Annotated in this window: 13 protein-coding genes; 5 read left to right on the top strand and 8 right to left on the bottom strand. The window is 64.0% G+C overall.

What is annotated here, in order from left to right:
• Positions 1-300: 300 nt before the first annotated feature.
• From ACTRWB_RS31230 to ACTRWB_RS31210, 5 genes are read right to left on the bottom strand one after another with little or no spacing between them, the layout of a single operon-like run.
• Positions 301-612: a DUF1330 domain-containing protein gene (locus tag ACTRWB_RS31230; protein ID WP_446904119.1), complete on the bottom strand. Its 312-nt coding sequence runs from the start codon at positions 610-612 to the stop codon at positions 301-303.
• A complete protein-coding gene (locus tag ACTRWB_RS31225) occupies positions 609-959 on the bottom strand; it encodes a non-heme iron oxygenase ferredoxin subunit (RefSeq protein WP_446904118.1) in 351 nt (116 codons plus the stop codon). Before ACTRWB_RS31225 ends, ACTRWB_RS31230 begins: the two co-directional genes overlap by 4 nt.
• A 14-nt stretch (positions 960-973) precedes the next feature.
• Positions 974-1,501 (bottom strand): aromatic-ring-hydroxylating dioxygenase subunit beta, encoded by a 528-nt coding sequence (locus ACTRWB_RS31220; RefSeq protein WP_048250716.1) that lies wholly within the window; start codon positions 1,499-1,501, stop codon positions 974-976.
• Positions 1,502-2,761, bottom strand: coding sequence for an aromatic ring-hydroxylating oxygenase subunit alpha (locus tag ACTRWB_RS31215; protein ID WP_446904117.1), 1,260 nt, complete (start codon positions 2,759-2,761; stop codon positions 1,502-1,504).
• A 13-nt stretch (positions 2,762-2,774) separates the two neighbouring features.
• Complete coding sequence (locus ACTRWB_RS31210; protein WP_446904116.1) at positions 2,775-3,881, bottom strand: 3-deoxy-7-phosphoheptulonate synthase; 1,107 nt, start codon at positions 3,879-3,881, stop codon at positions 2,775-2,777.
• A 207-nt stretch (positions 3,882-4,088) separates the two neighbouring features.
• Here ACTRWB_RS31210 and ACTRWB_RS31205 point away from each other — a divergent pair, with 207 nt between their 5' ends.
• On the top strand, positions 4,089-4,529 hold the full coding sequence (locus ACTRWB_RS31205; RefSeq protein ID WP_048250717.1) for an acyl-CoA thioesterase: 441 nt from the start codon (positions 4,089-4,091) through the stop codon (positions 4,527-4,529).
• A gap of 41 nt (positions 4,530-4,570) precedes the next feature.
• On the opposite strand, the gene ACTRWB_RS31200 is transcribed toward ACTRWB_RS31205, so the two are convergent.
• Together ACTRWB_RS31200 and ACTRWB_RS31195 are read right to left on the bottom strand one after the other, a co-directional pair.
• On the bottom strand, positions 4,571-4,759 hold the full coding sequence (locus ACTRWB_RS31200; protein WP_048250718.1) for a LuxR C-terminal-related transcriptional regulator: 189 nt from the start codon (positions 4,757-4,759) through the stop codon (positions 4,571-4,573).
• Between the two features lie 341 nt (positions 4,760-5,100).
• Positions 5,101-6,015: a LysR family transcriptional regulator gene (locus tag ACTRWB_RS31195; RefSeq protein ID WP_446904115.1), complete on the bottom strand. Its 915-nt coding sequence runs from the start codon at positions 6,013-6,015 to the stop codon at positions 5,101-5,103.
• An 803-nt stretch (positions 6,016-6,818) separates the two neighbouring features.
• Between ACTRWB_RS31195 and codB the strand changes: the two genes are divergently transcribed.
• The 3 genes from codB to ACTRWB_RS31180 are packed head-to-tail and all read left to right on the top strand — an operon-like array spanning position 6,819 to position 10,131.
• On the top strand, positions 6,819-8,114 hold the full coding sequence (codB, locus tag ACTRWB_RS31190) for a cytosine permease (protein ID WP_412024085.1): 1,296 nt from the start codon (positions 6,819-6,821) through the stop codon (positions 8,112-8,114).
• Between the two features lie 44 nt (positions 8,115-8,158).
• A complete protein-coding gene (gene codA / locus ACTRWB_RS31185; protein WP_446904253.1) occupies positions 8,159-9,412 on the top strand; it encodes a cytosine deaminase in 1,254 nt (417 codons plus the stop codon).
• Between the two features lie 23 nt (positions 9,413-9,435).
• On the top strand, positions 9,436-10,131 hold the full coding sequence (locus ACTRWB_RS31180; protein ID WP_446904114.1) for a TetR family transcriptional regulator C-terminal domain-containing protein: 696 nt from the start codon (positions 9,436-9,438) through the stop codon (positions 10,129-10,131).
• 154 nt (positions 10,132-10,285) lie between these two features.
• Here the strand turns inward: ACTRWB_RS31180 and ACTRWB_RS31175 are convergent, their stop codons facing one another.
• Positions 10,286-10,717 carry a hypothetical protein gene (locus ACTRWB_RS31175; RefSeq protein WP_419688968.1) on the bottom strand — a complete coding sequence of 144 codons (432 nt, stop codon included), beginning with the start codon at positions 10,715-10,717 and terminating at the stop codon, positions 10,286-10,288.
• Positions 10,718-10,993: 276 nt separating this feature from the next.
• Between ACTRWB_RS31175 and ACTRWB_RS31170 the strand changes: the two genes are divergently transcribed.
• Complete coding sequence (locus ACTRWB_RS31170; protein WP_446904113.1) at positions 10,994-11,935, top strand: LysR substrate-binding domain-containing protein; 942 nt, start codon at positions 10,994-10,996, stop codon at positions 11,933-11,935.
• Positions 11,936-11,955: the final 20 nt, after the last annotated feature.

Raw genomic sequence — 11,955 nt, 5'->3', positions numbered from 1 at the left:
ATCATGACGGCGCTTCGGTACGCCTCCCTGACGGCGAAGCACGCCCGCGCATGCACAGCCACTGCGTGCACCGGGCAGCGGCATGTGTGAAAACGCGCGAGCGGAAAGATCCGGAACCCGTCTCGCCCGACGGGAGCGACGGACCGGGTAACCGGGCCGCCGACAGGCGGCTGAGGTATCTGCCGGATCGCATCGCCATCACCGATGAATCGATTGTGCCGATCGCGCTCGACGGCATCCCAAATGAAAAAGGGGCGCCGCGCCGATCGACACGGCGCGGCGCCCCTTCACCTGCACCGCTTAACGCGGATCGGCAGCGGCCGGCACGTAGCCGTCGGCGAGGATGCCGATCGTCCGCGCGGCCGGCTCGCGCAGCCGCTTCGCCGCCTGATAGCCTTCCGACCGATACCACTCACGGGCGCGCTCCGCCGACTCGAATTCGAGCACGACGACGCGCTTCGGTGCCCAGTCTCCTTCCAGCGTCTCGACTGCGGCGCCGCGCACCAGGAAGCGCCCGCCGTACGCAGCCACCGTCGGCGCGCCGAGCCGGCGGTACGCCTGGTATGCGTCGACGTCGTGCACGTCGATATCGAACACCACGTACGCGCTCATGATCGCGCCTCCGACGGCGCCGCCGCATCGGCCGGCTCGAGTTGCACGAACACGCGGCCGTTCTCGATCTTCACCGGATAGGTACGCACGCACGTCGTCAGCGGCGCGCACAGCGCAATGCCGGTCCGCACGCTGAAGCGCCCCTGATGCAGCGGGCATTCGATCTCGTCGTCGAGCAGGAAGCCGTCGCTCAGTCGCGCGTCGCCGTGCGTGCACTGGTTCTCGGTCGCGAAGATCGCGTCGCCGACCGCATACAGCGCGATGTCGCGCCCGCCCACCCAGACGCCGAGTATTCCGTCGGTGCGCACCGTCTCCGGAGCGACCGCATCGATCCATTCCGTAGTCACTTTCGGCACCTCGTTCAGATCGGGAAAATCAGCGAGTTCGGAATCATCTCGCTGTCGTAGACGCAGATGCGCGACTCGAAACGCAGCCCCTGCGGCGTGCGCACGATCCGGTCCAGATAGCGCCCCGTGTTGTACACGTCGCTCATCTGCTCGGTCTTCGTGCGCAGCACCGCATAGTTCGTCTCCGCCTCGATCACCGTGTCGTCGAGATACGTGACGAGCGGCAGCCCGATCACGTGGCGCTGGTAGTACGGGTCGAAGAACAGCGTCTCCTTGATCCCGTAGACGCGATCCTTCAGCATGCCCTTGCTCTCGAAATCCATCACCGCGAGCGGCAGGTTGCGCTCGTGGTTCTCGCGCGGTACCACCGTGTACCGGCATTGCTCGACGAAGAATTCCGGCCACGCATCCCAGTCGCCGCCGTCGAGCACGGCCGCATACCGCGCGTTGAGCTGGACGAGTGAATAGAAATCCTCGAAGCTCGCGCCGCCCGCGTGCGGCTCGGCGGCCGGCCGGCCCGTTCGTGTCGTGATCGTGCTCATTCAGGCCTCCATCACTTGGCGCCAGTACTGGTACATGCCGCGCACCAGCGTTTCGCTGACCATATGGTCGGTTTGCTCGTCGATCTGCCGGCCGCCGAGTTCGTTGTAGACGTTGCCGTGCTGGATCTGCTCGAAGCTCTGCTGCACGCATTCGATGACCTCGCCGTCGTCCGCCGACACGAAGCCGGCCGGCCCGAACAGATTGGCCTGGCGCAGACGGCGCCGCGTCATCTCCTCGGTGTCGGTCTCGAAACCGAAATGCGTCCACACGTAGTCGAACACGCCCGGGCTGATCGGCCGGATGCGGCGCGTCGACAGCGCATTGACCTGCTGCTGGATGATGACGCTCGGCATCAGCGTGAGCATCACGACGGTCGGATCGCCCCACCACGGTTCGTGCACGACATCGAGGAAACGGTCGTCGTGCAGCGTCATGCGATCCTTGAAACTCGTCACGTTGTGGGTCACCTCGCCGACGCCGCCGCCGCTGCGGATCGACACCATCGCGCCGTGCCGGTGATGCGCGTCGGTCACGAGCTTGGCGGGATTGTCCGCGCGCCACAGGCCGAAATTGACGAACCAGGTATGCAGCAGCCCTGCGTGATACGGATCCTTGATGTTCTCGACCATCAGCTTCCAGTTGCTCGGCACGCGCTGCCGCGTGTAGCCGAGCACGGTCAGCTTCGGGCCGTGGAACAGGCGATCGTAGTAAGGCAGGATGCGCGGGCCGAGGAAATCCTCGAACGACTCGACGTTCTCGTCGAACGACGCGAACACGGCACCGCCGCGCGTCGACACGCGCAGGCGCCGCAGCGCATGCTTGCCCGGATCGAAATCCGCCGGCATGCCGCCGTTGATCGTGCCGCCCTGACGCACGCCGCGCCGGAACGGCACGCCGATCAGGTTACCCTTCAGGTCGTAGTTCCACTGGTGATACGGACAGTGGAAATCCTTCGCTTTCCCCGAGCGCTCGCGGCAGAACTGCATGCCGCGGTGCGCGCACGCGTTTTCGAAGACCACGATTTCGCCGTCCTCCGTGCGCGTCATCACGACGGATCGCTCGCCGACTTCCGTGCGCTGGAAATCGCCGGGAGACGGCACTTCGGCTTCGAGGCCGATGTAGCACCAGTGATTCGCGTAGAACAGGCGCTCGAGTTCGCGCTGGTACAGCGCTTCACTCGTGTACGCCTCGTATGGCGTGCGGCTGGCGCCGTCGCCTTTCCAGTCGAGCGCGCGGGCGATGTCGATGGGTGAGTTCAAGAGAGCTCCTCTTTCAGTAAGAAACGGCTTGCATCGCGACGGCGGCGCCGTGCGCGATGAAGCCGGCTGGCGAACGCCGCCGCGCAACCGCCGCGGCAGCCAACTGCTCGACGAGCTCGGCCGTGTGATTCCAGCCGAGACATGCGTCGGTAATGCTTTGGCCGAACACCGGCGGCGTACCCGGCACCAGGTCCTGCCGCCCCTCGACGAGGAACGACTCGATCATCACGCCCACGATCGCGCGCTCCCCCCGATGCAGTTGCGCGGCGAGGTTGCCGCAGACGTCGATCTGCGCGCGCGTCTGCTTGCCGCTGTTGCCATGGCTCGCGTCGATCACGACATACGGGGGAAGATGCGCGTCGCGCAGCGCGGCGCAGGCGGCCGCGACGCTGGCGGCGTCGTAGTTCGGGGCCTTGCCACCGCGCAGGACGATATGCGTGTCGGGATTGCCCGACGTGGTCGCGATTTCCACGCTGCCGGAGACGGACGACCTCAGGTAACTGTGCGACGCGCGCGACGCGCGGATCGCATCGATCGCGACCTTCACGTTGCCGTCGGTGCCGTTCTTGAAGCCGACCGGCAGGTCGAGCCCCGATGCCGCCTGGCGATGGATCTGCGATTCGGTCGTCCGCGCGCCGATCGCGCCCCAGGACACGAGGTCGTCGAGATACGGCGCGGTCATCGGATCGAGAAACTCGGTCGCGGCCGGCAGGCCCAGCGCATTGATGCCGAGCAGCACCTTGCGCGCGACGCGCAGGCCGTCCTCGATCCGGAAACTGCCGTCGAGATACGGGTCGTTCAGGAGCCCTTTCCAGCCGACTGTGGTGCGCGGTTTTTCGAAATAGACGCGCATCACGATCTCGAGCACATCGGCGTACCGCTCGCGCAGCGGCGCGAGCCGGCGCGCGAACGCCAGCGCGGCCTCCGCGTCGTGGATCGAACACGGGCCGACGATCAGCGCAAGCCGGTCGTCCTCGCCCGCGATGATGCGCGCCAATGCGCGCCGCGCATCGCCGATCGACCGTGCCAAGCCCGGATCGCATGGCAACTCGGCGCGCAACCGCTGCGCACTGATCACCGCCACGCCCTGCGTCAACACTACCTCAACAGGTTTTTCCATTTAACGCTCCACTCTCGCTGATCGGATGCCGATATACGGAGGCAATTAGAGCGCGGTCAAATCCCCGGTGATACTGTCATTTATCTCAGAAGCATTTCGCATAGTGGATATCTGTGATTTCCGACAGTATTCCGATATGCGGATCACGTCTAACTTAACTCCTGCACAAACCCGTTCTCACCCGCTGTTCAGCCAAGGAGCCTCGTAATGACAAGAAAATATTTTGAAACCCGAATCGACGTGAAGTATCGGGAAACGGACGCGATGGGCCATGTGAGCAGCCCTGTCTATTACGATTATCTGCAGCACGCGTACCTGACCTATATGCACGATCTGCTTGAGCTGCCCTATTCGGAAAAGCTGCCGCACATCATGGTCAAGACCTCGTGCGAATATCTGAAGCCCGCGCAGTACGGCGATACGATCACGGTCCGCAGCAGCGTCACGCGCTTCGGCTCGAAGAGCTTCGAACTGGAATACCTGATGGTGCGCGACCCGCAGGCGGACACCGAGGATTCGGCCGACGATCATGCGGTGGTTGCGCGGGCCGTGTCCACGCACGTGATGTTCGACTACGGCAGCAAGAGCACGGTGCCGGTGCCGGAAGAATTCAGGACGCGCGTGCTGTCGTTCCAGGGCGCGATCTGATGCCGCAACCGGGGGTCCACGGACGGACGCCCCGGTGCCGTTCATACAAACACGATCAGGCCCATCAACACGGCTTTCACGACCGCATTGGTCTTGTTGCACGCGTCGAGCTTCACAATCGATCTCGAAATATGGAAATTGATCGTGCGCTCGGTCAAGCCGAGAATGATGCCGATCTCATACGCGGTCTTCCCTTCCGCCGCCCATCGCAACACCTCGCATTCGCGCATACTCAGCGTGACATCCTCGGGTGTCGCTATATTCGCTGCACACTGAACCATTCGTATCCCCATCCAGAACAAGACGCCAATATGTCAGATTCACGATTTCCAATGTTCACCTCGATCCACATACCCCTCGGATTGGATATTTATTATTTAAAGGCGTCACGAATGTTCGGCGAATCCAAAAGCAACAACCGCCCTGCCTATTATCTCCATTGTTGTCCGAATGGAATCGAGCATACCGAATCGATTTACGCTTCGGAAGATGCGCGAAACGCAATATATCAATGACGTTGACGCGCGCTACCAGCGGTTGCATGACGCGTCACATCGAAGCGACCGCGCGACTAGCGGGCGATCGCATCGGCCACGCGCGGCGCGCAGATACTGCGCACGCTATCGCGCAGCCAGCGATGCGCGGGGTCGCGATCGAAACGCGGGTGCCAGATCTGCGAGACGGTCAGGTCCGCGATCGGCAGCGGCAGCGTAAAGCTGTACATGCCGACGCGGGACCGCTCGGTCTGCCGCTCCGGCACGCTGGCGACGAAGTCCGAGCTGTGCGCGAGCGACAGCGCGGTCGGGAAGCTCGACACGACGGTGGTCACCGAGCGCGCGATGCCGAGGGCATCGAGCAGCGTATCGATCGGGCCGTTGAACTGCCCGCGGCGCGACACGCCCACTTGCGGAAACGACGCGAAGCGTTGCGGCGTGATTTCGCCGGTCGCCAGCGGATGATCCGCGCGGACCACGCCGATGAAGCGGTCGCGAAACAGCGCCTGCACGCGCAGCTCCGGGCCGGCCTGGCCGATCACGCCGACTTCGAGATCGATGTCGCCGTTGCGCAGCGCATCGACATGCTTGTTCGGTTTGGGCGCGAAGCGCAGCCGCACGTCGGGCGCGGTGCGCGACGCGTGTTCGAGCAGCGCCGGCGCGAACGTCTCGACGAACGCCTCGTTCGCGCGAATCGAGAACGTGCGCTTGAGCGTACTCATGTCGACCCGTTCGCACGGGCACATGACCGAATGCGCCTCCATGACGAGCGCATGCACCCTGTCGCGCAACTCGAGCGCGCGCGGGGTCGGGACGAGATCGCGCCCTGCCCGCACCAGCAACGGGTCGCCCGTCATCACCCGCAGCCGCGCAAGCGAGCGGCTGAGTGCGGACGGACTGAGGCCGAGCGCGTTGGCCGCGCCCACGACACTGTTCTCGGACAGCAATGCGTCCAGAACGACGAGAAGATTGAGGTCGATGGAAGTCGCCATGTTGCGCCCATGCTGTACTGTCGGGACCGGCCGGCCGATGGGCCAACGGCATCGTGCCTCGGGCGTATGTGCTCCGTGATTCGCGATATACCGGAAATCGGCAGTCGCGCCGCCGAACCTGACGCACGATCGTGCGCCCGCCGAAATGGCGTGCAGTGAATGGCGGGGAGTATTCGTGCCGCTGAGAAAATCCGCTGCGGATTTATTGCACTTGTGAACGATTGTGCACCTCGTTGCAATAAATCGCAACCGGACGCGATGCATATCCGGTTTAAATGAAACGATGTGCACGAGTGAACAATAAAACAAACCGATTCGATTGCGTCGATCCGCGCATCGCGCGCGCAAGCCGGCCGGTGAAGCAAAGCCCGCCGCGGCAAAGCCAGCGCGGGCCTCACCAGGCGCTGCGTGGCCGGACCCGCCGGCACGGCTTCCGCGCAAAGCACGGCACATTCCGCGCATCGGGATCGAATTACAGAACTTTTAGACTCTTCTATTGACTTTCACGCCGATATTCCGTTTTGGCGCGCAAACGTTTCATGAAACCAATTCCGATCGGACGATTCGCGCAGGTCTTCCCGCGATCCGAGAAAACCCACTGGATTGTCCGGCATGCCCCTTTCGCGACTCGATCGGCATTTCACTCAGTCCGGTGATGTTTCGTCCCATCCGCCCGCCCGGAATTTTTACCCTTGTAAAAATTTTGGACAGAGAGAATGACACCTGGAAACAGCGCGTCATCTGTCCATGCACGGCCCCTGCCAACCCTTTCGGACCCCCCCAGATCGCTGACGGGAGTAAAGATGCCCACGAACCAGGATTCACGCCCGACGAACGCATCCGATCACGGAGAATTCTCGCTAAGCGAAGTCCCGCTCGAGAAACGCACCGGATTCCTGTCGATCACGATGGTGCTGCTGAGTTTCACGTTCTTCACGGGAACGATGTTTGCCGGCGGCAAAATCGGCGTTGCCTTCGACGTCGTCAGCATGATCCAGATCGCCGTGATCGGAAACCTGTTGCTCGCCGCCTATGCGGCGTCGCTGGCGCTGATTGCGGCCCGCAGCGGCCTGAATGCGGTGCTGATGGGACGATTCTGCTTTGGGGAAGTCGGCAGCAAGCTGTCCGATTTCCTGCTCGGCTTCGCCGAACTCGGCTGGTACGCATGGGGCACCGCAACGGTGGCCATCGTCCTGGTCAAGCTGCTCGGGTGGCCGGCCTCCGTTACCACGCCGTTGATGATCCTGTTCGGCTTCGGGTTCTCGATCACGGCCATCATCGGCTATCGGGGCATGGACGTGCTGTCGCGCGTCTCCGTGCCGCTGATGTTCGTGCTGCTGATGACGTCGATGTGGATCGCCACCCGCGATATCGGCGGATGGGCCGGCCTCAAGCACATCGCGCCGTCTCATCCGATGCAGTTCTCGGCCGCCGTGACCATGGTCATCGGCACCTTTGCCAGCGGCGCCACCCAGGCAACCAACTGGACGCGCCTCGCACGCAGCGCGCGCAGCGCCGTGTCGGCCAGCATGATCGGGTTCTTCTTCGGCAACGGCCTGATGATCATCGCGGGCGCGTACTGCGCGATCGTCTATCAGCAAGCGGATATCGTCGAAGTGATGATGCTGCAGGGCCTGTCGATCGCGGCGGTCGTGATGCTGTGCCTCAACCTGTGGACCATCCAGGGGCCGACGATGTACAACGTGGCGGCCGCAGGATGCCACCTGCTGCGCACCGAACGGCGCCGCACGCTCGTCCTCGTGGGCGCGGCGATCGGCATCGTGCTCGCGGTCGGCGGGATGTACGAGCTGCTGATTCCGTTCCTGGTGCTGCTCGGCTCGATCATTCCTCCGGTCGGCGGCGTGATCATGGCGGACTACTGGTACCGCCATCGCGGGAAATACCCGCCGCTTGCCACCGCGCGCCTTCCGCGCTTCAATCTGGTGGGTCTGGCCGCCTACGCGATCGGCGCGATCCTCGCCTACACGTCGCCGTGGATCGCGCCGATCGTCGGCATCGCGGCGTCCGCCGGCGCGTACGTCGTGCTGCTGCAGATTGCCCGTGCGCTGTCGCGCGAACCGTCCGTCCAGGGCGAATGATGCCGCCGAGTGCCGGCCCGGTCCCCCGAACAACAGGAGCTTTCATGAAAATCGTCAATGCGAAATTGCGCGGCCGTAGCGGCCTCTTCACGATCGACATCGATGCGGACACGATTCGAAGCATCGACCTCCAGCCGTCACCGCTGACGCCGCAAGGGGACGACGTCATCGATGCAGGCAGCAATCTCGTCATCCCGCCGCTGGTCGAGCCGCACATTCATCTTGATGCAACGCTGACCGCTGGCGACCCCGAGTGGAACATGAGCGGCACGCTGTTCGAAGGCATCGAGCGATGGGGGCAGCGCAAGGCCACCATCACGCACGACGATACGAAAGCCCGCGCCCACACCACGATCGGGATGTTGCGCGACAACGGCATCCAGCACGTACGCACGCATGTGGACGTCACCGATCACACGCTTGCCGCATTGAAGGCGATGCTCGAGGTCAGGGACGAGGCGCGCGACCTGATCGATCTGCAGATCGTCGCGTTCCCTCAGGAGGGCATCGAATCGTTCGAGAACGGACGCGCGCTGATGGAACGCGCGATCGAGATGGGCGCCGACGTCGTCGGCGGCATTCCGCATTTCGAGAACACCCGCGACCAGGGCGTGAGCTCCATCAAGTTCCTGATGGATCTCGCGGAACGAAAGGGCTGTCTGGTCGATGTTCATTGCGACGAAACCGACGATCCGCATTCACGCTTCCTGGAGGTGCTCGCGGAAGAAGCGCGGGTTCGCGGAATGGGCAAGCGCGTCACCGCCAGCCACACGACCGCCATGGGTTCCTACGACAACGCGTACTGTTCGAAGCTGTTCCGCTTGCTGAAGCGCTCGGAAATCCATTTTGTTTCGTGTCCGACCGAAAGCATCCACCTGCAGGGGCGTTTCGACACCTTTCCGAAACGACGCGGCATTACGCGGGTGGCGGAACTCGATCGCGCCGGCATCAACGTGTGCTTCGGACAGGATTCGATCAAGGATCCGTGGTATCCGATCGGCAACGGCAACATCCTGCGCATCCTCGACGTCGGCCTGCACGTGTGCCACATGCTCGGTTATGAAGACCTGCAGCGATGCCTCGACTTCGTCACGGAGCACAGCGCCAACGCGATGTCGCTGGGCGATCGTTACGGCATCGCCGTCGGGCGGCCGGCCAACCTGCTGATCCTCGACGCGGATTGCGACTACGAAGTGGTTCGCAAGCAAGCCAAGGTGCACATGTCGCTTCGCGCCGGGAAGGTCATCATGCAGCGCGCGCCTGAACGCATCACCTATCCGGACGCGAACACGCATTGAGCGGGCGACACCCCCGGTCCGACATGAAGGTGGAAGACATGGCGACGAACCCGTCCGAGCCGACTGCCGGAACGCCCGCCCGGCCCCATGGCCGGCGCGAAGCGCTGCGCGACACGCTCGAGGCGGCCATTCTCGCCGCGGCCGAAGAATCGTTTTCCACTTACGGATTTGAAGGGAGCTCCGTTACGACAATCGCCGCGGCCGCCGGCTTGTCGAAGCAGAACCTGATGTACTACTTCCCGACGAAGCTGGCGCTCTACAAGCGCGTGCTGGATGACGTATTGCGGGACTGGCTCGGCAGGATGCGGGAGTTTGCGGCGCCCGATCGAGAGCCCGCGGAAGCCATGTCGGCCTACATCCGGGCCAAGCTCGAATTCTCCAGAAATCGCCCGCATGGATCGCGGGTGTTTGCGCTGGAGATCATCGGCGGCGCGAAGACTTACGGAAAGGAAATTCGCAAGCAACTGATTCCGGTGTTGCGCGACGACATCCGGGTGCTCGAACGCTGGATCGACGCCGGCAAGGTCAGGCCGGTCGATGCGGAGCATCTGTTCTTCCTGATCTGGGCAGCCACGCAGGCGTATGCGGATTTCGCGCCCCAGATGCTGCTGGTGCTCGGCAAGCGCACGCTGGGCAGCGACGATTTCGATGCGGCTTACCGCACCATCTCGGACCTGGTGCTCAAGGCCCTGATCACCAACGACGGCATGACGAAATGATGGATTGACCGCCTCCATCGCGAGGTCGGTCATGCAGCGGCGGCCCGGCGCCCTCGGCGTTCGTCGAGCCGTGCGGGATGAAGTCGCGATGATGTGCGCTTCGTCGCCGTCCGCTCGCCGCTCGCTTCATCGAGGCTCGCCGGGGAATCGCCGGTCAGTCGTTGTGCTTGTGGTGCTTCTTGTGTTTGTTGCCGTGGTAGTTGTCGTTGGAACGCGAGTTGTTGCGCGACACGTGGCCGCCCAGCGCCGCACCCGCACCGCCGCCCACCGCGGCGCCGACGAGACTGCCGGTCGTGCCGCCCATCGCGTTGCCCGCAGCGGCGCCCGCGCCACCGCCCAGCGCGCCGCCGACGACCGCACCCGTGCGTTCGCGCTTGTTCGACGTCACCGCGCCGCCTGCGCCGCCGCCCACCGCGCCGCCGATGATGGCGCCCGTGCTGCCGCCGACCGCATGGCCGACCGCTGCACCGGCGACACCGCCGAGCGCGCCGCCCAGTGCGTTGTTCGTGTCACTCGCCATCGCAGGCAGCGACGCCACTGCCGTCGCGCCAACCACCACTGCCATCCCGACCCATTTCTTCAGCATCTGCCTGCCCTCTTCAAATTCCGAGATATCGAGCGGCGAATTTAGCATTTTTCCGGAAAGCCCATCGTAATGAAGGGTTAAATAAGCAGTTTTCGGGTCGGATCCCCGCTGCGGCCCACGTCGCGGCCATGAACCCGCGGACATAGACGCGATATCCGATCCGTTATGAAGTCCGCCCCGCAAGGCCCGTCCGCCGGCTCCGGCGATCCACTCGATTGACGACCGAAATATCGCTACGTATACATCGCTGCACAAACGAACTCACCGGCAGCCTGCATGTCCCGACACGTCATCGACGCCCATCTCCTGAAGACCCTTCACACGCTCATCACCGAATCGAGCGTCTCGCGCACCGCCCTGCTGCTCGGGCAATCGCAGCCGACCATCAGCGTCGCGCTACGCCGGCTGCGCGCGATCACCGGCGATCCGCTGCTGGTGCGAAGCGGCAGCCGGATGGTGCCGACCAGTCACGCGATGACGCTCGTCGAGCCGCTCGACCAGGCGCTCGCCGGCATCGCCGCCGTGCTGAACCCGGCCAGCAAGTTCGACCCCGCCACGACGCGTCGCACGTTCCGCATCGGCTCGCCCGACTATCTCGACGTGTTCTTCCTTCCCGCGATCGTCGACGCGTTCAAGCACGAGGCGCCGGGCGCGCGTATCGAGTTCCAGCACCTGATGACGGTGGACGGCGGATACGAACACGCGCTCGAAAGCGGCGCGCTCGATCTGGCGGTCGGCAACTGGAGCACGCCTGCCCAGCAGTTGCATCTGCAGCCGCTGTGCCGGGACGATCTCGTGTGCCTGATGCGCGACGATCACCGGATCAAGCGCGGCCGGCTCAGCGCCGACGTCTACCGGGAAGCGGAACATCTCGGCGTGACCACGCATCACGCGACGGGGCTCGGCACGATCGACCGGGAACTCGCGCGCGGCGGCCTGTCGAGAAACGTCACGACGACGATGCCCTACTTCGGCATGGCGCCTTACGTGCTGATGCGCTCGAACCTGCTGTTCACGACGACGCGCACGCTCGCGATGCATTTCTGCAGCCTGCTGCCGCTGCGCATCGAACCGCTTCCGTGCGAACCGCAGGCACTGAGCTATTACCAGCTCTGGCACGACCGCACGCATCGCAGCGCCGCCGCCATCTGGCTGCGGCGCCTCGTGTCGGGCGTCGCGAAGAAGCTGGTGCCGGAAAACGCAAGCGACAGGCGGTGAAAAGCAAAAAAGCCGCGAGC

This window comes from Burkholderia sp. YIM B11467 (assembly GCF_052952715.1).
The sequence above is the reverse complement of the archived record's forward strand: the minus strand, read 5'-3'. Positions and strand labels throughout refer to the sequence as shown.

Coding starts and splice junctions, on each gene's coding strand:
- codA (WP_446904253.1), top strand. CDS start 8,159: ATGAAAATCGTCAATGCGAAATTGCGCGGCCGTAGCGGCCTCTTCACG.
- codB (WP_412024085.1), top strand. CDS start 6,819: ATGCCCACGAACCAGGATTCACGCCCGACGAACGCATCCGATCACGGA.
- ACTRWB_RS31210 (WP_446904116.1), bottom strand. CDS start 3,881: ATGGAAAAACCTGTTGAGGTAGTGTTGACGCAGGGCGTGGCGGTGATC.
- ACTRWB_RS31175 (WP_419688968.1), bottom strand. CDS start 10,717: ATGCTGAAGAAATGGGTCGGGATGGCAGTGGTGGTTGGCGCGACGGCA.
- ACTRWB_RS31200 (WP_048250718.1), bottom strand. CDS start 4,759: ATGCGCGAATGCGAGGTGTTGCGATGGGCGGCGGAAGGGAAGACCGCG.
- ACTRWB_RS31230 (WP_446904119.1), bottom strand. CDS start 612: ATGAGCGCGTACGTGGTGTTCGATATCGACGTGCACGACGTCGACGCA.
- ACTRWB_RS31170 (WP_446904113.1), top strand. CDS start 10,994: ATGTCCCGACACGTCATCGACGCCCATCTCCTGAAGACCCTTCACACG.
- ACTRWB_RS31205 (WP_048250717.1), top strand. CDS start 4,089: ATGACAAGAAAATATTTTGAAACCCGAATCGACGTGAAGTATCGGGAA.
- ACTRWB_RS31220 (WP_048250716.1), bottom strand. CDS start 1,501: ATGAGCACGATCACGACACGAACGGGCCGGCCGGCCGCCGAGCCGCAC.
- ACTRWB_RS31195 (WP_446904115.1), bottom strand. CDS start 6,015: ATGGCGACTTCCATCGACCTCAATCTTCTCGTCGTTCTGGACGCATTG.
- ACTRWB_RS31180 (WP_446904114.1), top strand. CDS start 9,436: ATGAAGGTGGAAGACATGGCGACGAACCCGTCCGAGCCGACTGCCGGA.